The sequence below is a fragment of the Pseudoalteromonas sp. SWYJ118 genome (assembly GCF_015864505.1).
GTDB lineage: Bacteria > Pseudomonadota > Gammaproteobacteria > Enterobacterales > Alteromonadaceae > Pseudoalteromonas > Pseudoalteromonas arctica.
On record NZ_JADYXC010000003.1, the window covers coordinates 81918 to 101944 of the forward strand.

Annotated in this window: 19 protein-coding genes; 12 read left to right on the forward strand and 7 right to left on the reverse strand. The window is 38.3% G+C overall.

Going from position 1 to position 20027, the window contains the following annotated elements:
• The first annotated feature begins 80 nt into the window (after positions 1-80).
• From I6F48_RS04825 to rluF, 3 genes are all read left to right on the forward strand, one after another.
• On the forward strand, positions 81-1295 hold the full coding sequence (locus tag I6F48_RS04825) for an EAL and HDOD domain-containing protein (protein ID WP_197118937.1): 1215 nt from the start codon (positions 81-83) through the stop codon (positions 1293-1295).
• A gap of 30 nt (positions 1296-1325) precedes the next feature.
• Positions 1326-2396 carry a DUF418 domain-containing protein gene (locus tag I6F48_RS04830; protein WP_197119056.1) on the forward strand — a complete coding sequence of 357 codons (1071 nt, stop codon included), beginning with the start codon at positions 1326-1328 and terminating at the stop codon, positions 2394-2396.
• Between the two features lie 86 nt (positions 2397-2482).
• Positions 2483-3520 carry a 23S rRNA pseudouridine(2604) synthase RluF gene (gene rluF, locus I6F48_RS04835; protein WP_197118938.1) on the forward strand — a complete coding sequence of 346 codons (1038 nt, stop codon included), beginning with the start codon at positions 2483-2485 and terminating at the stop codon, positions 3518-3520.
• A 22-nt stretch (positions 3521-3542) separates the two neighbouring features.
• Here rluF and I6F48_RS04840 read toward each other — a convergent pair whose 3' ends face one another.
• The 3 genes from I6F48_RS04840 to I6F48_RS04850 all read right to left on the reverse strand — a co-directional run bounded on the left by I6F48_RS04840 (position 3543) and on the right by I6F48_RS04850 (position 5277).
• The gene (locus I6F48_RS04840; protein WP_197118939.1) at positions 3543-4127 is read right to left on the reverse strand and encodes a hypothetical protein; all 585 of its coding nucleotides are present in this window, start codon (positions 4125-4127) and stop codon (positions 3543-3545) included.
• Positions 4128-4186: 59 nt separating this feature from the next.
• Entirely contained in the window at positions 4187-4444 is a 258-nt protein-coding gene (locus I6F48_RS04845) for a hypothetical protein (RefSeq protein WP_007580737.1), read from the reverse strand.
• 92 nt (positions 4445-4536) lie between these two features.
• Positions 4537-5277: a putative quinol monooxygenase gene (locus tag I6F48_RS04850; RefSeq protein WP_149603664.1), complete on the reverse strand. Its 741-nt coding sequence runs from the start codon at positions 5275-5277 to the stop codon at positions 4537-4539.
• Between the two features lie 344 nt (positions 5278-5621).
• On the opposite strand from I6F48_RS04850, the gene I6F48_RS04855 reads away from it, so the two are divergent.
• Entirely contained in the window at positions 5622-5954 is a 333-nt protein-coding gene (locus tag I6F48_RS04855; protein WP_010552992.1) for a PBPRA1643 family SWIM/SEC-C metal-binding motif protein, read from the forward strand.
• Between the two features lie 110 nt (positions 5955-6064).
• Here the strand turns inward: I6F48_RS04855 and I6F48_RS04860 are convergent, their stop codons facing one another.
• Together I6F48_RS04860 and I6F48_RS04865 are read right to left on the reverse strand one after the other, a co-directional pair.
• Positions 6065-9133, reverse strand: coding sequence for an efflux RND transporter permease subunit (locus I6F48_RS04860; RefSeq protein WP_165728028.1), 3069 nt, complete (start codon positions 9131-9133; stop codon positions 6065-6067).
• Between the two features lie 2 nt (positions 9134-9135).
• Positions 9136-10218 carry an efflux RND transporter periplasmic adaptor subunit gene (locus tag I6F48_RS04865; protein ID WP_165728027.1) on the reverse strand — a complete coding sequence of 361 codons (1083 nt, stop codon included), beginning with the start codon at positions 10216-10218 and terminating at the stop codon, positions 9136-9138.
• A 122-nt stretch (positions 10219-10340) separates the two neighbouring features.
• On the opposite strand from I6F48_RS04865, the gene I6F48_RS04870 reads away from it, so the two are divergent.
• The 4 genes from I6F48_RS04870 (at position 10341) to I6F48_RS04885 (ending at position 13778) form a co-directional block, all read left to right on the forward strand.
• Positions 10341-11243 (forward strand): LysR family transcriptional regulator, encoded by a 903-nt coding sequence (locus I6F48_RS04870; protein WP_165741270.1) that lies wholly within the window; start codon positions 10341-10343, stop codon positions 11241-11243.
• Positions 11233-11538 carry an MGMT family protein gene (locus I6F48_RS04875; RefSeq protein WP_197118940.1) on the forward strand — a complete coding sequence of 102 codons (306 nt, stop codon included), beginning with the start codon at positions 11233-11235 and terminating at the stop codon, positions 11536-11538. The genes I6F48_RS04870 and I6F48_RS04875 overlap by 11 nt, the downstream gene beginning before the upstream one ends.
• A gap of 404 nt (positions 11539-11942) precedes the next feature.
• Positions 11943-12173 carry a hypothetical protein gene (locus I6F48_RS04880; RefSeq protein ID WP_231609613.1) on the forward strand — a complete coding sequence of 77 codons (231 nt, stop codon included), beginning with the start codon at positions 11943-11945 and terminating at the stop codon, positions 12171-12173.
• Between the two features lie 153 nt (positions 12174-12326).
• On the forward strand, positions 12327-13778 hold the full coding sequence (locus I6F48_RS04885; protein ID WP_197118941.1) for a flagellin: 1452 nt from the start codon (positions 12327-12329) through the stop codon (positions 13776-13778).
• Positions 13779-13832: 54 nt separating this feature from the next.
• Here I6F48_RS04885 and trhA read toward each other — a convergent pair whose 3' ends face one another.
• Complete coding sequence (gene trhA, locus I6F48_RS04890) at positions 13833-14462, reverse strand: PAQR family membrane homeostasis protein TrhA (protein WP_197118942.1); 630 nt, start codon at positions 14460-14462, stop codon at positions 13833-13835.
• A 185-nt stretch (positions 14463-14647) separates the two neighbouring features.
• Here trhA and I6F48_RS04895 point away from each other — a divergent pair, with 185 nt between their 5' ends.
• Positions 14648-14998 carry a hypothetical protein gene (locus I6F48_RS04895; protein ID WP_121955585.1) on the forward strand — a complete coding sequence of 117 codons (351 nt, stop codon included), beginning with the start codon at positions 14648-14650 and terminating at the stop codon, positions 14996-14998.
• Between the two features lie 400 nt (positions 14999-15398).
• Positions 15399-16883, forward strand: coding sequence for a cellulase family glycosylhydrolase (locus I6F48_RS04900; protein ID WP_197118943.1), 1485 nt, complete (start codon positions 15399-15401; stop codon positions 16881-16883).
• A 61-nt stretch (positions 16884-16944) separates the two neighbouring features.
• On the opposite strand, the gene I6F48_RS04905 is transcribed toward I6F48_RS04900, so the two are convergent.
• Positions 16945-18636 (reverse strand): alkaline phosphatase D family protein, encoded by a 1692-nt coding sequence (locus tag I6F48_RS04905; protein WP_197118944.1) that lies wholly within the window; start codon positions 18634-18636, stop codon positions 16945-16947.
• A gap of 299 nt (positions 18637-18935) precedes the next feature.
• Between I6F48_RS04905 and I6F48_RS04910 the strand changes: the two genes are divergently transcribed.
• Positions 18936-19208: a hypothetical protein gene (locus tag I6F48_RS04910; protein WP_166376596.1), complete on the forward strand. Its 273-nt coding sequence runs from the start codon at positions 18936-18938 to the stop codon at positions 19206-19208.
• 235 nt (positions 19209-19443) lie between these two features.
• Positions 19444-20022 carry an LON peptidase substrate-binding domain-containing protein gene (locus I6F48_RS04915; protein WP_166376597.1) on the forward strand — a complete coding sequence of 193 codons (579 nt, stop codon included), beginning with the start codon at positions 19444-19446 and terminating at the stop codon, positions 20020-20022.
• Positions 20023-20027 lie beyond the last annotated feature (5 nt).

Sequence of the window (20027 nt, forward strand, 5' to 3'; positions counted from 1 at the left end):
GTATTTCAAAGTTTAGTGACAATTGTGCCTGCTTAGGGTTTAATTACTTAGTATTATATAAAAACTAAGAAGTAGGTAATGTGTCTGTATTTGTTGCAAGGCAAGCAATATTCAATAGAAGTAAAAAAGTAGTAGCCTATGAGCTACTTTTTCGTGATAGTCCTAAAAATTATTTTCCTGATATTGCCGAAGGCCAAGCAACAGCAAGGCTTATTATGGAAAATCAACTTAACTTAGGCACACGTCATATTACATCAGGTAAAAAGGCGCTCATTAATATAGGGCCAGAATCTTTAAAACTCGATTTATGTGCTTTTTTACCATGCCAAGACGTTGTAATTGAGTTACTCGAAACCATAGAACCCAACGACGATAACTATGAACTATGCCGAGGTTTATTTCATAGTAACTACAAACTTGCACTCGATGACTTTGTATATAAACCACAATGGGATCGTTTCTTAAAGCTTGTTAAACTCATTAAGTTTGATATTGCAATTACACCTCTTAGCGAAATACAGCCCATAATTAATAAGTTACAATCGCATAAACAAATAAAAATACTAGCCGAAAAAATAGAAACCCAAGACGATTACAAGCTCGCCTTTGATATGGGGTTTGATTATTTTCAAGGCTATTTTTTTGCAAAACCCACCATGATCAAACAAAATGACATCGACTATAACTATGGTTTAGTCGTCGCTATTTACGCCGAAATAATGAAAAACAGTCCAGATATAAAAGCTATATCTGGACTGTTTGAGCTTGATGCTGCGCTTGCATATAAATTGCTGCGTTTAATAAACAGCGGTGTGTTTCCTATACAAAGCGAAATATCATCGCTCAAGCAAGCGCTTGTGTATTTAGGGCATGAACGCCTTAAAAAGTTTGTGAGCCTTATTGTTACTGCTCATACAGCGGGTAAAAAGCCTGCAGAGTTAATGCAAGTGTGTATTGTACGTGCTCGTTTTTGTGAGTTGTTAGCAAAAAATGTTGATAAAAGCCAGTCAGGCGAAGCATTTTTAACTGGGTTATTTTCACTGCTCGATGCAATCCTTGATCAACCAATGAGCTTACTTGTTGAAAAGCTCCCTTTCCCTGATGAAATAAAAACGGCATTATTAGGGGATAAAAACACACTTTATTATATTTTGAACGTTGTTAAAGCATACGAAACAGGAAGCTGGTGGGCACTTGAACAAGCTGTACTTTTGCTAAATATAGACAGTGCTATACTTCCTCCACTTTACCAGCAGTCAGTCGATTGGGCTGACAGTTATAAGAATAATATTTAACGGATAATAGCTTTAATGCGCAATTATAATATGGACTTTATTCGCGGCGTTGCCGTGCTTGGCCTAGTTTACATGAATGCTTACGCCTTCGGCCTTTTTGAATACGGGTATACCTCTTTAACTAATCCTCCTGTTAGCGACTCAATTATTCACACCTTTAGCAGTTTGTTTGTAGACGGGCGTTTTAGAACACTGTTTAGTTTGCTTTTTGGCGCCGGGCTTTATATTCAGTGGCAACGTTATAAGTCTGAATTGCAGTTAAAAAGCAGGCTCTATTGGTTAATCCTCTTTGGTTTAGCGCATGGTTTTTTACTTTGGGCAGGTGATATTTTATTTGTTTACGGTGTATCTGGCTGGTTTGTTATTAAATATTTAGAGAGTAATAGCAACGTACTTTTAAAAAGAGGGCTTGAATTTATTCTGTTATCGGGTGTAGCTACCGTGCTTGTTATATCTAGCGCACCCGATGAAGTAATTTACCGCGATTCAGCACAGTTTATAGATTTATATAACCCGCACTATATTGATTACTTTATTAGTAACCTCGCCATGAACACATTGATGCTTGTTATGGTGCCAATAATGATAATGTGGATGTGCGTGGGTCTTATGCTCATTGGTATTTATTTATATAAACAAGATGTTTTTAGTAAAGGCTTAACGACTCAGCAATTAATAATTTGCGTTGCAATAACCATTATTTTTTGTGGTGTTAGGCTTTATGCATCACAGCTTAGTGGCAGCTTAGGGTATGGAGTGCAAGAATTTGTAAATATGTTTGCGGCGCTAGGTATGGCTACGCTTTATATTCATTTAATTGTTAAATTTTGCAATAACAAGGCACACGTCGGCACGCTTATTCAACAAGCAGGGCGCTTAGCATTTACTTTATATATTAGCCAAACACTCATGCAATTATTGTTATATAAAGTGCTATTTACGCACTGGGTACTCAGTTTTGATCGTATTGATTACTGGTTAGTAGCAACGGGTTTAGTTGTGCTGCAGCTCATATTTACCTTTATATACAGCCGCTATTTTAATCAAGGTCCGCTTGAATATGTATGGCGTAAATTAACGAAAGCAAAAATTAGTGCTTAAACGTCTATAAATAGTAAATTAGGGGCGAAAAAATAGTGTGGGTGGTTTACACTACTCGCCTTAAAAATTACTACGCTATAAGTGCCATGACCGAATTAAAACGTTTAAATAAATTTATTAGTGAAACAGGATTTTGTTCACGCCGCGAAGCCGATAAATATATTGAGCAAGGTCGTGTCAGTGTTAATGGCTACTCACCAGAAATGGGCGTAAAAGTAGCCGCTACCGATGTTGTATTAATTGATGGTAAACCGCTTAAAGCGACGCCAAAGCGCGTTTACATTGCCTACAATAAACCTGTTGGCATAACGTGTACTACCGAAAGTAAAATTCAAAGTAACATTATACGAGCGGTAAATTATCCTACACGTATATTCCCAATAGGGCGCTTAGATAGACCGTCTGAAGGGCTTATATTTTTAACTAACGAAGGCGACATCGTTAATAAGATTTTGCGTGCAGGTAATAATCACGAAAAAGAATACGTTGTTACTGTAGATAAACCGCTTAATCGTCAGTTTGTTACAAAAATGGCGAATGGCGTGCCTATTTTAGATACCGTCACTAAAGAATGTAAAGTAACGCAAAATGGCCCAAAAGAATTTAAAATAGTACTTACCCAAGGTTTAAACCGTCAAATACGCCGTATGTGTGAGTATTTAGGCTACGAAGTTGTAACGCTAAAGCGTACGCGCATAATGAACGTAACACTTAAAGGTTTAAAAGTAGGGCAGTGGCGTCACTTGTCAGATATTGAAATGGCGCAAATAAACGATTCAATTTCTGATTCTGGTAAAACCCAAGAGCACTCGCTTGATACTAATAAGCAATCAGAAAATAATGCACCTTTAGCACCTAAAAAACGTGATTTTCAGGGCGAAAACCCACGACGCTTTAATAATGGTGATCGAAATAATGAGCGTAGTACTGAGCGAAATACAAATCGTAACTCTGAGCGCAGCAACGCTAACGCAGAGCGCAAAAATGAGCGCAGTAATACTCCTTACCAAAAGCGTTCTACAACGTATGTGGGTAAGCCAAAAAGCATTAAAGAGAACAAGTCGTCTAATGCTAAATCAGACTCAAAACCAAGCTCGGATCGTATTCTCAGTCTAAAAAAATAATATGCAGCTAAGTGGTATTCTACTACCACTGTATTTCTTGTACTATTTTACCAAGTGGGCTTTTAACGCCCACTAAGTTTATGTTGTTATTTTGCAAACCCACCAATCTACCTTTATCTAAATACCATCTAAAAGTGTGCTTTTTGTAGCTTTTTAAATCCAGTACAGTCAGTTTTGCGCAACTGTATTCATAATCAGTTGGACAAGTACTTACTTCGAGTAACTGATATTCTTGCTGCCATATATTATCGCCGTATTTATTAGCCAGTAACTTTACTGAAATACATACTGACGTCCACAACCATAAGTAAATTAAAATAGGTAAACCAATTGGTATAAATACTGAGCGGAATTTCCCGTGTTCAACAATATAATCCTTAACCGTATGTTTAAATTCAAAGTTATTATTGTATTTTTTATATAGGTGCCTAAATAAAGCAACCGATAACACTATTGTCATTATTGGAAATAACGTAAATGTTAAGGTGTTATATATACCATTGGGAATAAAAGCGGGATCGGCTTGTTCATCCCATGCAAGTAAAACCAGTGGAGTAGCCGTTGCTAAAAGTAGCAGAGCGCTGTTGAATAGTTGTTTAAAGGTCACAGGGGATTCACTTATAAAATACTGCTTGTATAAAGCCCAAATTAGCGCTTAATGTTTAGCTATTGAATGCTAAAGCCAATATAAAATAAGAGTATACCTAAATAAATTGTAATCGCCGATAACGAGTTTTTAGAGCGCAGGCGCTTAACAAGGTCGCGTGTGCCATCAACCATACCGGAAATAACCAGTAGTATGCCCCCTGTAAAACGGTAGTTGTTTAAGTTCACGTTACCACTATCGTCAGTTATAAAGCGTAAATAACCAAAAAGTATAAAAAGACTGCCTGCTATTAGTACTGCAATTTTAAAGTTTTCCAAGGCTTTTCCATAATATTGAGTTAGATATTAAAACGCCACTGAGTCTAGTCAGTGGCATTTAACTATATTACGAATTTAGTATTTATCCATATTTACTTTGCAAAACCACCTAGAGGCTTTAATAGAAGTGGTGACAGTGCAGCATGTTTATCGGTTAGTTCTTTAGGTAAATCACCCAAATGAACCATACGTGTTGGTGTTGCTGCAGCAATCCAGCGCTCTGCATGATCATCCCAGTTTTGAATGTGGATATGCGATGCTTCTAAATCTCTAAAGCGCTCATAAACCATAATATCGCCATCGTCAGACATGTAATATTGGTAATTTAGTGTACCAGGCTCTGTTTTTGCACGTTCTACTTGTGAATTCATTACTTCACGAAAGGCATCTAACTGGCCAGGGTTTAGCTTGGCTTCAACAATCCAGCCAAAATTATCAAATGTCGTATCACCGTTTTTGTTAATTTGACTCGTTTGTTCTTCTTCGCGAGAAAAGCCACCAAATGGTTTTAGCCAAAGAGGGCTTAAAGCCGCATGACGCTCACGAACATCATCAGGTAATTCGCCTAAATGCACCATGCGTGTAGGTGCAGCAGCCGCCATCCAACGTGCTGAATGATCGTCCCAATTTTCAATATGTTCGTGTGAAGAGTCTGCATCAGCAAAGCGTTCGTAAACTAAAACATCGCCAGCATCAGACATATAATATTGATAATTTTTAGTGCCAACTTCATTAAGTGCGCGATTAACTTGTGAATTCATCACCGCTTTAAAGTTTTCAAGTTCACCAGCATTAAGTTTAGCTTCTACTATCCATCCAAAATTTTTAAACATGACTTTCTCTACTTAAATAAATTGCCTCTGTATAAGTGAGGCTAAAAAGTTAAAGGCAATTTCTATCGCCCTAGTTAGCATACCTATCGCTTAATTGGTAAGTGCTTAGATAACGAAGCTAAGTGTACAGAGTATTTAAATATTGATAATAATCGCATTTACTTAATCAGTTTATAGTAAATGTATATAATAGTGGTTAGCCTATTTTGCAGGCCATTTAAATTTTTAAGTTAAAATTGCTTTATAGACGTGTTGTTAAGCTATTTACAAGTACACTTAGTTATATGAAGGGTAAGCTGTTAAGATGCGCCGTCTTAATAATGTAGAAAGGTTATAGAAGTAACATGTCAAAATTTTTCTTTATGGGTAAGCCCGACATAATGGGTAAAAATAACAGTAATGGATTTGCGCCAAATCGTACCGCAAAGGTAGGCACAGAGTTGCACCCGTTAACGCTAATTGTAAACTCAGCTGAACGACAATCAGAAATAGAAGCAATACTAGAAGAGCATTCGCTGTTTGCTTCAATTGAAGTTAAAGCAGACGTACCAGAAGATATTCGCGAACTAGACTTTGCGCTTAGCAAGTCAACACCACAAGTATTTGATAAAGTACCAGAGCGTAACGCACCTTGTGTATGTGGTAGCGGCAAAAAATATAAGAAGTGTTGCGGTTAGTTTCTTAACAACTAAATATGTAGCCTTTCTTTTTTCATCGGTATTAAATAAAAATGCCACAGGATTTTGAGCCTGTAGCATTTTTTAATGTTAACCAATTATATGTTTAACTACTTACGTGGCTCGTAATCAATTCTAAATATAACCGTGTAAAGTACTGGCACTACAATGAGGGTTAGTATGGTAGCAAAGCCTAAACCAAACATAATCGTTACCGCCATTGACTGAAAAAACACGTCAAATAACAGCGGGATCATACCCAAAATAGTCGTTATAGCTGCCATTGCAACTGGTCGCACACGGCTCACACCAGAGTCAAACACGGCTTCATAGGGCGATTTACCTTCCCTTAATTCAAGATTTATTTGATCAACTAATACAATACCGTTTTTAATTAGCATACCGCTTAAGCTTAACAAACCAAGTAGCCCCATAAAGCTAAACGGCGCATTCATAGCTAACAAACCCGCGCTTACACCAATAATAGCCAACGGCACAGTTGCCCAAATAACAAGTGGCTGTTTGAGCGAGTTAAAAAGTAGTACGGTTACTGCAAACATAGCTAAATAACCCAGCGGTAATGAGCCAAATATTGCTTTTTGCGCCTTGCTTGATGACTCAAACTCGCCGCCCCATTCTAGTTGGTAACCACGCGGTAGTTCCATGTTCTCTATCGGACCGCGAATACGGGCAAATAGTTTTGCAGGTGTTTCATCCCCTAATACATTATTATCGGCCATTACTGTAATAGTACGTTTGCGATCGCGGCGCATTATTAGGCTGTCTTCCCACTGCACATCAAATTCGTCTACAACTTGAGTCACTGGTACAAATACACCAAGAACTGGGCTGTATATTTGAAGGTCGTGTACGCTTTCTACGTTTAAGCGCTCGTTAGCAGGAGAGCGAGCAATAATGGGTAGCAATTGCGTGCCATCGCGATATACGCCCACTTGTTTACCCGATAAGCTCGTTAGTAATACATTGTCTAAGTCTGATTTACTAATGCCTAATCGACGTGCTTTTTGCTCGTTAAATTGCGGGCGAATCATTTTAGTACGTGCGCGCCAGTCATCACGAATATTATAGGCGCCATCGTCGCTACCAATCAATTCTTCGGCTGTAGCAGCGAGTTGTCTTAAAATAACAGGATCAGGGCCCGAAAAACGTGCTTCTATTTTTGCATCAGTAGAGGGGCCAATTTCCATCGGTTTAATTTTAAGCTGTGCAGAGAGTGCATGATTGCTTGAGTAATCACGCACTGTTTGCATTACAGTTGCTACGGCTTCTCTGTCGGCAACACGAATAATTAATTGCCCGTACGCGGGATATGATTTTTCTGGCGCGTAGGTAAGCATAAAGCGCGGTGCACCTTGGCCTGTTGTACTTGTTACTTCTTCAACAAGGTCTTCTTTTTGTAAAAACTCTTCAAGTTTTTTAACGCCCTCAAGGGTTGATCGAATATCAGAGCCTTGCTCTTGCCAGTAATCTACATAAAACATAGGTGTATTAGAGGCAGGAAAAAACGACTGTTTTACAGAGCCAAAACCAATAACCGCAGTACACAGTAAAACAACCATTAATATAAGCGTGGTTTTTCTAAAGTGCAGCGCTAAATCTAAAATCGCTTTGTAACCATTAAAAATAAAGCCTTTGTATGGGTCTTCATCTTCTTGGCCTTCTTCGTTTTTAAATTCGTTTTCTTTAAACATTAAATTGGCAAAAAATGGCGTTAGCGTAATGGCTGTTATCCAGCTTAATAAAAGCGAAATAAACAACACCCAAAACAAGCTACCGGCAAATTCACCACTGGCATCAGAGCTTAAACCAATTGGCGCAAATGCAGTTACTGCAATAACTGTTGCACCTAGTAAAGGCCATTTTGTTTGCTCAACAATATTAACAGCCGCTTTGAGTTTTGTTTGGCCACGTTTGAGGTTTATCAGTATGCCTTCGGTGACGACTATTGCGTTATCGACCAGCATACCAAGAGCAATAATAAGTGCCCCAAGCGATATACGTTGCAAGTCGATAGCAAACAACTTCATAAATATAAACGTACCCAGTACAGTAAGCAGTAAAATACCACCAATTAAAATGCCGCTTTTTAAACCCATAAATAACAGCAGTACAACAATAACAATCGCAATGGCTTCAAGTAAGCTGATAATAAAACCATCAACCGATTTTTGAACCTCTTGTGGTTGGTTGTATACCGAATTTATGTGAATACCATGAGGGCGTTGATATTCAAGTGATGCTAAATGCTCGTCTATGTTTTTACCCACATCAACCACGTTAACACCCGACATAAACGACACGCCAATAAGTAAAGCTTGCTGAGAGTTATAACGAATAATGTTATTTGGTACTTCTGCGTACTCTCTGTAAACCTTTGCTACATCGCCTAAATAAATAAGCTCATTGGCACCTGATTTTGAAATTAATAAGGTTTCGAGCTCTTTTACATCTTTAAATTCACCAGTAGGATGCAAGCGAATTGATTCATCGCCCACGCGAATTTTACCCGCGTTAGATACCGTATTTTGCGATTGCAATAACTGGAATATATGGCTTGGCGCAATACCTAATTGAGCGAGTTTACGCGTAGAAACTTCAACCATTACTTGCGCTTGTTGTTGGCCCGCAACGGTTACTTTACTAACGCCTTTAACCAATACCAGTTCGCGCTTTAAAAAATCGATGTAATCTTTAAGCTCATCATACGAATAACCATCGCCGGTTACCGAATACATAACACCGTAAACATCGGCAAAGTCGTCCAAAATAGTGCTTGGGTAAACACCACTGGGTAATGACGGAGAAAGGTCGTTAATTTTACGACGCATTTCATCCCAAATTTGGCGAAGCTGTTCTTTACGATAATTGCTTTTCATTTCTACAGAAATTTGTGATTTACCGTTAGATGAAATAGACGTAACGTAATCGACATAAGGCAATTGCTGAATCGCGTTTTCAATCGGAAAAGTGACTTCTTCTTCAACTTGCTGCGGCGAAGCGCCAGGGTACATGGTAATAACCATGGCTTTTTTAAGCGTAAACTCAGGGTCTTCTAGTTGCCCTAAATCAAAGTACGACACACTACCGCCAATTAATAGCAGCAGCGTAAACATCCAACTGATTACTTTTTTCTCTATGGAGAGTTGTGCAAAGCTCATAATTATAAGCCTCGCTCTTTATTCCATGCTCTTACTTTCATGCCTTCTTTTAGTGAATGCACACCGGCAGAAACCACAATTTGGCCTTCTTCAATACCGCTTAATACTTCAATGCCATCGCGGTGCAACTGGCCAACCTTTACAGCTTGTTTATGCACTTGGCTAGTTTTTGAATCAAAAAGCCATACGTAGGCGTTATCTTCAATTGATTCTTGCGGCTCAGAAAACACCGACTCGATAGGTAAGATTGTATAAGCAACTTGCGAGCGCGTTACTTTACTTAAATCAATAAGCACGCTACCCGTCATACCGGCTAGTAAATTAAAGTCCTCAGGTACTGGTAGCGAAAATACAACTTTATAAGTAAGTGTTGCAGGATCTGCTTGGGTATCCCACTCTTTAATATCAAGTATGTATTCTTTGTCGTCAAAGCCATCAAACTTTACAGTAGGGTGGTAATCGGTGCCTTTTTTAAAGCGAGCGACTATTTTTTCAGGAACCTGAATTTCTACGTCCATTAAATCGCGTGTTTCTAAGCGTAATATATTTTGCTTTGCTTGAATATTTTCAAAGTTTTTAACAAACACCTTAGCCACTGTGCCTGAAAATGGTGCGCGTAGTTCACTGTACTCAAGGTTCGTTTGTGCAATTCTAAATGCAGATTCAGCAATTTGCATATTAGCAGTGGCTTGATCTAATTCTGATTGGCTGGTGATTTTTTTCTCAAACAATTGCTCAATACGACCAAGTTGTGATTTTGCCAGTTCAAAGCGTGCTTTACGCTCGTCAAACTGTAGCTGAAAATCTTCTGGGTCTAGCTTTGCTAATAAATCACCTTTTTCAACGTGTTCACCAGCAAGAACCGGAAACTTAATAAGTTCGCCATTTACTCTAAAAGCAAGGTACGAGCCTTGGTTTGCAACAACTTCAGCAGGAAAACTACGAATGTTAGTTTGAGAATCATGACCTATGTTGAATAATTTAACTGGGCGAATGGGCTCTTCTTTAACTTGTTGTTCTGGCTCAGAACAGGCTATTAAGCTAAGTAAAGTCGTTGTTAATAAACATAGACGAAAGAGTTTCATGTCTTCTCCGTTGCAATGATGGCAAAATAATTAAGTGCAGCATACGCTGCAAACATATAAAATAAAAATCATTAAATTTTAGAAACTCAATAAGTTTTACTTATAATGTTGCAGAGTGCTATATGAAGCTGAATCAATTAATAATTTTAGATGCCATAGTGCAAAGCGCGAGCTTAAGCGGGGCAGCACTAAAGCTACATAAAACACAGCCAGCGCTTACACTCGCTATTAAAAATCTAGAAGAAAAAATAGGGTTTGAGTTACTAGACAGAAGTAAGTACCGATTACAGCTTACTGAAAAAGGGCGTATTTTTCATCGCGAAGCGAAGCAACTCTTGCATGCCAACGACGAGCTGGCACAACTTGCTAAAGAATTGGCACTCGGTAATGAGCCCCAATTTAGAATTTGTTACGAACAACTTTGCCATATGCAAAGTTACAACGAGATCATAAGTAATACTTTTAGGTTGTTTACAAGCACAGAATTTAGCTTAACAAGCGGAAAACGCTTTATTTCATTAGAGCAAGTAAACAGCGGACAAGCCGAATTAGGCATTGGCCCGTGGTTTGATTTATTTCATGCAACAGGCGATTTAGAAAGCGTCCCCATAGGTAGGCTCGATATTGGCATTGTGAGCGCTAAAGGCGTACTCCCTCAAAAACTCACCTATAGCGAACTGCAAACGTATCCGTGTTTAGCCATGTTTGAAAGTGACTTGAGTATCGACAGCGACAGGCTATCGTACTCAAAAGGCTCCGCCATGATGAAAATTGATGATGTATCGACTTTAAAATCGTTTTTACTCTCAGGCGCAGGTTGGGCAATGATGAGCCTAGAGCACTGCGACCCTGAAATAAAAGCAGGCTTACTTCAAGAAATACACATAACTGACCGAGAGCATAAATTTAGCGCGCAAATTAGAGCCTTTAGGCAGCATGCAATGCACCACGGCCCTGTAGCGCGTACTATCTGGGAGCAATTTAAACAACTAAGTAAGGAATATTCTAACAACAATGGATATTGATAAAGAAACGCTTATTTATACTGTTATCGCAGGCATACCAGTAGGAAAAGTATCAAGTTACGGGCAAGTTGCAGCTCTTGCTGGTTATCCGCAAAACTCACGGTTGGTCGGGCGCTTATTAAAAGTGATGCCAAACGACTCGGTTATACCTTGGCACAGGGTAGTGAATGGTCAAGGTAAAATATCATTCCCTGCAGGTAGCGAAAAATACCAAGAACAGCGCGAAAAGCTACTATCAGAAGGTGTGCTGTTTAAAAACGACAAAGTGAATATGCGCGAGTGCCGGTGGGAGTGATGTGACTATTATTGGCGGATAAATACCAGCAGCTGTCCTTCAAGGCGTGAATCTGAAACTTTGTTGGGTGGCGCCTTCGGCTTAACCAACCTACATTTTGACGTAGGTCGGATAAGTGGCGAAGCCACGCCATCCGACAAAAATGATGAATTTACTAGAAACAGCCCAACTTACCGCGTTGATGACACTGAAGATTACTTTTTAAAGCAAAATATCAGTTTTGAGTGTTTTATAACTTGGGAGTTAAGTGGGTGAGCAAAGAGATGGACGGCTTTGTGCTAACTGCAGACGGTCAGATGTCATAATGTCTGAAGTCAAGATTTGATAACCATATAGAAAGCTCTTTGAGTTTTCCGATACAGTTGTGTTAACCAAAACATAAACTGTACCTCGAGGAACTTAGTATGAAACTATATGGTGGAATTGACTTGCATTCAAATAATAGTGTGATTGCTATTATTGATGAACAAGGTGAAACGCTTAGCTGTAAGCGTTTAAATAATGACATGTCTGTCATTTTATCTTTTTTAGCCCCTTATAAAGACAAGCTAGCAGGACTTGTTGTTGGATCAACATTTAATTGGTATTGGTTAGTTGATGCATTAATGGATGATAAGCTTTGTTGTTTTGTTTAATACTGATTCATCATACTTCACATCTCCTTCAACACATGCTTAGAGAGCCTAATTGTTTTTTATTTTAAGAACTTTTAAAGATAAAGCTTTATAGTGGCTTAAATAATGCGTGTATTTTGTATGAATCATGCTGAAACTTAAAAGGACGTTTTAATGGCGCTATCAGTAGTAACAAATACAGCATCACTCAACGGGCAGCGAAACCTTAATAAATTCGGTAAAGACCTTGAGGTTTCAATGCAACGTCTATCTTCAGGTATGAGAATTAATAGTGCAAAAGATGATGCAGCTGGTATGCAAATATCAAATCGTTTGACTTCCCAAATTAATGGTATATCAGTTGCTCAACGCAATGCCAATGATGGAATATCTATATCGCAAACTGCTGAAGGAGCTATGGAAGAGTCTTCGAGTATCCTACAGCGAATGCGAGTATTGTCTTTACAATCTGCGAATGGCTCAAATAATGGAGATGATAGGGCTGCACTACAAAAAGAAGTGACAGCGTTGCAGCAAGAAATAACCCGCATAGCGGAAACTACTCAATTTGGAAGTATTAGTTTACTTGATGGTACGTTTGGTACAAAGCAGTTTCAGGTAGGTGCTAATGCAAATGAAACAATTAATTTAAATTTGAATGATGTTTCTGCTGACGCTATTGGAATTTATAAAATTGAACCAATTTATTTTCCTGCAGCACCATACCCTTTAGATACAATTACATCGTTGAGGTTTTCAACTTCTGATTTATGGACCTTAAATGGCGAAAGTATCAGTATTCCAGCAGGTACTGGAGCTAGTATTGTTGCTGACGTTATTAACAATAGTGGTGCTGATGTACTTGCCTCTACAAAGTTAGAAGCTCGGATAGAAGGACTAACTTCAGCAGATGATGGTGTTATGAGCTTTAAGAAGGGAGGCATAGTTATAGATAGCTATGATCTGAGTAAATATAGCGGTAACTTTGACAGATTAATGGAAGATCTTCAGTCTGATGGTTATGAAGTGATAGAAAGAGATAATGTAGCAGGGGCTACATCCACTTCATTTGATGTGTTCGGTGTTGATGTTGATGGCTTAGATATGACATCATCTCCAACAGTTAAGCTAGGCCAACTTGTTGATGGCGCTCCAGTTGGTGCTCTACAGTCACCAGTAAACCCTAACAATGGAGCATCTGTTTTCTCTAAATTAGAATTGTCCTCTTCAGATGAAATTAGCGTCAATGGAGGAGATGTTAATCGTTACTTAAATGTACCTCAAACTGGTGGAGTAAGTATATTAGATCATGTTGATGACATAGATATCTCAGGTGAAAACTCTGATGGGGCACAATCAGCTATCGAGGTAATTGATGCTGCTTTAAAACAAATAGATGCAAATAGAGCAAATTTAGGTGCAATACAAAATCGACTTAATCATACGATTAATAATTTAGCAAATATTTCTGAGAATGTTTCTACTTCCCGCAGTCGTATACAGGATGCCGATTTTGCTATTGAAACAGCTATAATTACAAAAAATCAGATATTACAACAAGCTAGTACTACGGTTCTCGCTCAAGCAAATCAGGTTACTCAAGCAGCCATTAATTTACTTGGCTAAATTACGTAGTCATAAATTTGAGCTATTCGAATTATACAAGTAGTTCTAGCTTATTTAATAAACGTAATTGCTAATTGAAATATAATGGCAAATACACCCAGCAATAACGAATAAGTGCCAAATTGCGTGGCTAAATTGGGTGCTTTTAGCACTGTAAAATAATGTACCTAAACTATAAAAAATACCGCCGGCAAGTAGCCAGTAAAGTGCCTTTACATCAACACTAGAATAAAGTGGATATACAATAGCTAGTGCAAACCAGCCCATGAGTAAGTAGGTGGCGAGTGATATTTTTTTATTGCCGTTGCGTACAAATACTTTGTACGCAACGCCTGCTAGTGCCACCGCCCAAATAAATGTAAGTGTTGCCCATGACCAAGCACCGGTTAATGAGATTAATAAAAAGGGAGTGTAGGTGCCGGCAATTAATAAGTATATGGCGCAGTGATCGCACTTTTTATAAAAGGCTCTTAAGCGCGGTTGAATACTGGCATGGTACAAAGTGGATGACAAAAACAGCACAAATAGGCTGCTGCCATAAATTGCAGTACTAATATACGCTTTAGTGCTGGTGGCTTGGCTAAATAAATCCCACATAACAAACGCGGCAAATATAATACCGAGTGCATGGCTGATTACGTTTAATTTCTCTTCTTTACGGGAATAAGGCGTTTCTAACGACATAACTGTTCCTACCACTATTGGAATTAATTTCAGTGTACAACTGTACGCTGAAAGTTTCAATCTTAGCTGTGAGTAATTCTAAATAACTTTATTTGATACGCTACTTTAGCTTTTACTTGATTTTAAAGAGAATTAATTCACTATGTTGGTGTCTAGTGTAATACATATTACGAGCTGAAATAACCATGAAACAAGATTTAAAAGCTGCTTTACTTACCGCCATTGTTTATCCTGGAGCGGGGCATTTTTCTTTAAAAAAACACCTTATAGGCGCTATTTTTGCGGGTGTATTCTCTGTTCTTTTAATTTTAACCTTTCAAGATATATTTGCGATTGCACAGTGTACTGCAAATGAAATTGTAAACGGAAAAATCCCCATGTCGGTTACGGCCATTTTAAAAGCCGCGCAACAACCATCTGACGCTTGCGCTCAACTCGCTGAATATAAGTATGTACCTTTAATGATTATAATTTGGGTGCTGAGTATGATGGATGCATACCGTTTGGGCAGAAAAGCGCTGCCCACTAAAAAATAAGCCACTTAATTAGAACTCGGTTTGGTTGGCTTATTAATTTTCTTCCCGCATATTTATCCCTGATATTTAGCTATTATTGATGGCGGTAATAATTATTATTACCGCCTTTTCATTTTTATACATATTTTTTGTAACCGAGATTTTTTGCCCGCATCATGTAAACATCGTGTAAATGCCTGTATATACCCAGTAAAATCCTCAAACCTCGTTAAATCACTCACTTGTTGATATTTAGTTAACTAAAATCCTTATCTTTGTACCTTTTTATTCATTTAATGTTAATAAATAAATGGTACTTTCTGCTCGCCAAATTAACTTTATTTGACTATTAAGTATTGGTTTGGTGTCAATTTATTACGTCAAGCAATGACGACTGATAATTTCAATTTAAGGAAATACGATGAATAACAGTTCAAATAATCACAAAAGAAAGGATTTTAAAGTGGCGAGCTTATCGTTAGCTTTATTATTAGGATGCTCAACAATGGCTAATGCCGCTGTTGAAAAGTTAACGGTGAGTGGGAATCAAATTCTTGCGGGTGGGGAAAGCACAAGCTTTGCAGGACCTAGCCTATTTTGGAGTAATACGGGGTGGGGCGCTGAAAAATTTTACACAGCAGAAACAGTAGCAAAGGCAAAAACTGAATTTAATGCAACATTAATTCGTGCAGCTATTGGTCATGGTACGAGTACTGGTGGTAGTTTGAACTTTGATTGGGAGGGCAATATGAGCCGTCTTGATACTGTTGTAAATGCAGCTATTGTTGAAGATATGTACGTTATTATTGATTTTCATAGCCATGAAGCACATACCGATCAAGCAACTGCAGTTCGCTTTTTTGAAGACGTAGCTACCAAATATGGACAGTACGACAATGTTATTTATGAAATTTATAACGAGCCGTTACAAATTTCGTGGGTTAACGATATTAAGCCTTATGCAGAAACAGTTATTGATAAAATTAGAGCAATCGACCCTGATAACTTAATTGTGGTTGGAACGCCTACGTGGTCGCAAGATGTCGATGTGGCATCACAAAACCCAATTGATCGCGCCAATATTGCTTACACTCTGCATTTTTATGCTGGCACGCATGGTCAATCGTATCGAAATAAAGCACAAACAGCACTCGATAACGGCATTGCACTATTCGCCACAGAGTGGGGAACAGTTAATGCTGATGGCAATGGTGGTGTTAATATCAATGAAACCGATGCATGGATGGCATTTTTTAAAACAAACAATATTAGCCACGCTAACTGGGCTTTAAACGATAAAAACGAAGGTGCATCGTTATTTACTCCAGGCGGTAGTTGGAATTCACTAACATCGTCAGGCACTAAAGTTAAAGAGATCATTCAAGGTTGGGGTGGTGGTAGTAGCAATGTTGATTTAGATAGCGACGGGGATGGCGTAAGTGACAGCCTTGATCAGTGCAATAATACTCCCGCAGGTACAACGGTTGATAGCATTGGTTGTGCAGTAACTGACAGCGATGCCGATGGTATAAGCGATAATGTTGATCAATGCCCTAATACACCGGCAGGTGAAACGGTTAATAATGTAGGTTGTGTTGTTGAAGTAGTTGAGCCACAAAGCGATGCGGATAACGATGGTGTGAATGATGATATCGATCAGTGCCCAGATACACCCGCTGGTACAAGTGTTGATACAAACGGATGCAGTGTTGTAAGCTCAACAGATTGTAACGGTATTAATGCATACCCTAATTGGGTGAACAAAGATTACTCAGGTGGTCCGTTTACCCACAATAACACCGACGATAAAATGCAATATCAAGGTAATGCATACAGCGCAAATTGGTATACAAACAGCCTTCCAGGAAGTGATGCTTCGTGGACGCTTCTTTATAGTTGTAATTAAGCGCGTTTAATAAAATAAACGAAGAAGGTAAATGATGTATTTACCTTCTTTTTTTATAAAATCAGCCTTTATAAACACTTTGGTGTTGGGCAGCAATGTTGTAATTTGGGGAATCTATATTATCTATATAACGCCAATCAGTTGTGATTTGCTCGTTTGTAATTGTCAATAGCATATATCCGCGGTGCGATAGGTCACAATAATTTAAGTCGTTTATTAACAATGAAAGCGAGTCAGCCATTTGCTTTGCTTGTGCAGTATTAAGCGCTAAATAATGCTCCATACCCGGGGATGTAACGCCAGGTGTTGCAAACTCTACTCCTACGCTTTCGCCTTTTGCATTTTTTAATGTGCCATGCCACGCATTGTGCGTATCACCTGCAACCACGACTAACTTTTTATTTAATGCAGTAACGCTTTTGTATAATGCTTCGCGCTCGCTTGGGTAACCATCCCACGCATCTAAATTATAAGGCATTAAAGTATTTACGCGTGCGAGTTGCTCGGGTGTTACCGCTTTATTAGCTAACACTGCTTTTTTAAAGGTAACAAGCTCTTTTAACACCTGAGGTATTTTAGTGCGATCGGATTGCGAGAATATTTCAGTAGGTAGCCACATTTTAGTCATCAATACTTGCTGGCCCAATACTTGCCATTTTGCATTTGATTTAGTTATTGCACTGGTGAGCCAGTTTAGTTGTGTGTTACCTAGTAAATGCCTATTTTGATTATTTAAATCACTGACAAAGCGCGCAACATCCATTTGCTTGGTCTCGGGGTTTTTGTAGTCGCTGTAAGCGAGTTGTTTATCGCGTGCTATTACGCGCGTATCTAGCATATGTAAGCTTATTAAATTACCAAAATCGAAGGTGCGATATATTTGCGGGCTTTGTTCGCCCATAGGTGGCCTAATTGGCAGCCATTCGTAATAGGCTTGAATAGCTGCTGCGCGACGCTTAAAAAAATCACCTTCATCAGGGGTATGATTTTCAGCACCACTTTTATAGGTATCGTTAGTAACTTCGTGATCATCCCATATTGCGATAAAAGGCGCTGCAGCGTGAAGTGCTTGAAGGCCTTGGTCTGTTCTGTAAATAGCATAGCGTTTACGATAGTCGCTAAGGGTAATAATTTCACCGCTGTTATCAGCTGCTAATTGGCGGCCAATGTTTTCTGCATTTTGTGTGGCGTACCCGCCCATTGGGTATTCGTAAATGTAATCTCCCAAATGCAGTACTACATCTAAATCTTTTTGCTTAGCGGCATCTGTGTAGGCATTAAAATACCCCGCAGGGTAGTTTGAGCAAGACACAACAACCATTTTTATTTGTTCAATATTACTAACCGGCAGAGTTTTAGCGCGGCCAATAGGGCTTTGTGTATTTAACCCAATAAAGCGATAAAAGTATTCTGTATTTGGAGTAAGGTCTTGCACATCTATTTTTATTGTAAAGTCGCGGCTTTTATCGGTTTGTTCGCGCCCGCTGCAAATAATATTTTTAAATTTAGAATCACTTGCCAACTCCCAAGCAACAGTTACTTCTGACGTTAATTGAGAAGTTGTTGCGCGTGTCCATATTATTAAAGCATTACTGAGCGGATCGCCACTCGCTACCCCGTGTTTAAATTCAATTGCTGATAGAGGCTTGCTCATTAATGTTTGAGCACAACCTGTAATGGCGCTCGATACCGCAACTGTAAATATGCTTGCAGCTGAGGTTTTTAAGAAATTTCGACGAGATGAAAGGGTCATACTGCACTTTTTTAATTATTAATAGTGGTGCGCACTTTAATGGTTAGATATGACGTTTTTATAAACGATAAATGTATTTACTGTGACGGTATTAATACACTTAAAACTCTTTTATTTATTAACTAAAAAATAGTCAAAAAATTAAATTAAATGGTTAAATTAACGAGGTATGAATTTATTAAATTAAAGCAATCAATGTAAAGTTGTTTAATTACAGTTGCTTACGATTTATTTTTATGTTGGCACAACCCTTGAGTATATAACTACGTCTAAACAATACACAAACAAGGAATACCATTATGAAACATTCAATTAAAATCGCTATGGCAAGTTTATTAGTATTAGGTTCTGCGCAAGTTCATGCAGTAGAAGTTGACCTAGATGTAACTGATATATTAACTCAAAGTGTAGCAAGCTACGTAAAGCAAACCACAATCGAGCTTGAAAAATCACTAAAGGAAACGCTTTATTTTGATGCTAAAACTGTTTTAGAGGGGTTATTAGATGAGCCCGTTTTAACAGATAGCGCAACGTTTAAAAATACTGACGCTAGCGTTAAAAACGTAAAATAAACCACTTAAAGGATTAAAACGATGAGCAGTGAACTTGGATTATTTGCATTAATGTTAGCACCCGTAGTAAGCATGATTAGCGCTTATTACTCGGTTCAAGTGTTTAAAGCTATGGGAGGTTGGTTTAATCTTTAACCAATTATATAGCTGGTAATTAATTCGATTCATACAAAGCTGATCGACTTAGCAAAAGCGCACGTAAATAAAGGCAGAGTGTTTGAAATAAGTAGACTTTATGAAACGTGCGATTTTTCCATTACCCATTTTTATGTTACCTGAAGGTTTTACGCGATTACGCATATTTGAGCCTCGTTATTTAAATATGGTTAAAACCGCATTAAAAAATAATTCAGGGTTTGTGCTTTGTACATTTGAGCACGACACGCCATTTAATATAAGTGCGCAAGGTTGCCTTGTCGATATTATCGATTTTGACCAAGACGATAACGACGTACTATTAATTGATGTATTTGCCTCGCAAAATGTGCAAATAAACGATGTTTACCAAGACGAAGACGAACTACGTCATGGCTTAGTGTCGCCTTGCAATACGCCTTATTGGTATAAGGATTCTAACAACGACATTGGCGATCATTACCTATTACACGACGCGCTTAAAAACGTATTTGCAGGTAATTCAGAGCTTAATTTATTGTACAAAAAAACTCATTTTGACAAGTTGCCTTGGATTGCAGCACGTTGGCTTGAGCTCCTACCTATATCAATTGAGAAAAAACAGCAACTTGCGTTTGAAACGAACTTTGATAACTTGCTGAGTTTCCTCCATACTGTTATTAATAACGAATTTGCCTAAATTTT

Bases quoted from the DNA above. Each gene is read 5' to 3' on its own strand.
- I6F48_RS04860 (WP_165728028.1), bottom strand. From the start codon at position 9,133: ATGAGCTTTGCACAACTCTCCATAGAGAAAAAAGTAATCAGTTGGATG.
- I6F48_RS04830 (WP_197119056.1), top strand. From the start codon at position 1,326: ATGGACTTTATTCGCGGCGTTGCCGTGCTTGGCCTAGTTTACATGAAT.
- I6F48_RS04865 (WP_165728027.1), bottom strand. From the start codon at position 10,218: ATGAAACTCTTTCGTCTATGTTTATTAACAACGACTTTACTTAGCTTA.
- trhA (WP_197118942.1), bottom strand. From the start codon at position 14,462: ATGTCGTTAGAAACGCCTTATTCCCGTAAAGAAGAGAAATTAAACGTA.
- I6F48_RS04915 (WP_166376597.1), top strand. From the start codon at position 19,444: ATGAAACGTGCGATTTTTCCATTACCCATTTTTATGTTACCTGAAGGT.
- I6F48_RS04875 (WP_197118940.1), top strand. From the start codon at position 11,233: ATGGATATTGATAAAGAAACGCTTATTTATACTGTTATCGCAGGCATA.
- I6F48_RS04870 (WP_165741270.1), top strand. From the start codon at position 10,341: ATGAAGCTGAATCAATTAATAATTTTAGATGCCATAGTGCAAAGCGCG.
- I6F48_RS04900 (WP_197118943.1), top strand. From the start codon at position 15,399: ATGAATAACAGTTCAAATAATCACAAAAGAAAGGATTTTAAAGTGGCG.
- I6F48_RS04880 (WP_231609613.1), top strand. From the start codon at position 11,943: ATGAAACTATATGGTGGAATTGACTTGCATTCAAATAATAGTGTGATT.
- I6F48_RS04850 (WP_149603664.1), bottom strand. From the start codon at position 5,277: ATGTTTAAAAATTTTGGATGGATAGTAGAAGCTAAACTTAATGCTGGT.
- rluF (WP_197118938.1), top strand. From the start codon at position 2,483: ATGACCGAATTAAAACGTTTAAATAAATTTATTAGTGAAACAGGATTT.
- I6F48_RS04905 (WP_197118944.1), bottom strand. From the start codon at position 18,636: ATGACCCTTTCATCTCGTCGAAATTTCTTAAAAACCTCAGCTGCAAGC.
- I6F48_RS04895 (WP_121955585.1), top strand. From the start codon at position 14,648: ATGAAACAAGATTTAAAAGCTGCTTTACTTACCGCCATTGTTTATCCT.
- I6F48_RS04885 (WP_197118941.1), top strand. From the start codon at position 12,327: ATGGCGCTATCAGTAGTAACAAATACAGCATCACTCAACGGGCAGCGA.
- I6F48_RS04910 (WP_166376596.1), top strand. From the start codon at position 18,936: ATGAAACATTCAATTAAAATCGCTATGGCAAGTTTATTAGTATTAGGT.
- I6F48_RS04855 (WP_010552992.1), top strand. From the start codon at position 5,622: ATGTCAAAATTTTTCTTTATGGGTAAGCCCGACATAATGGGTAAAAAT.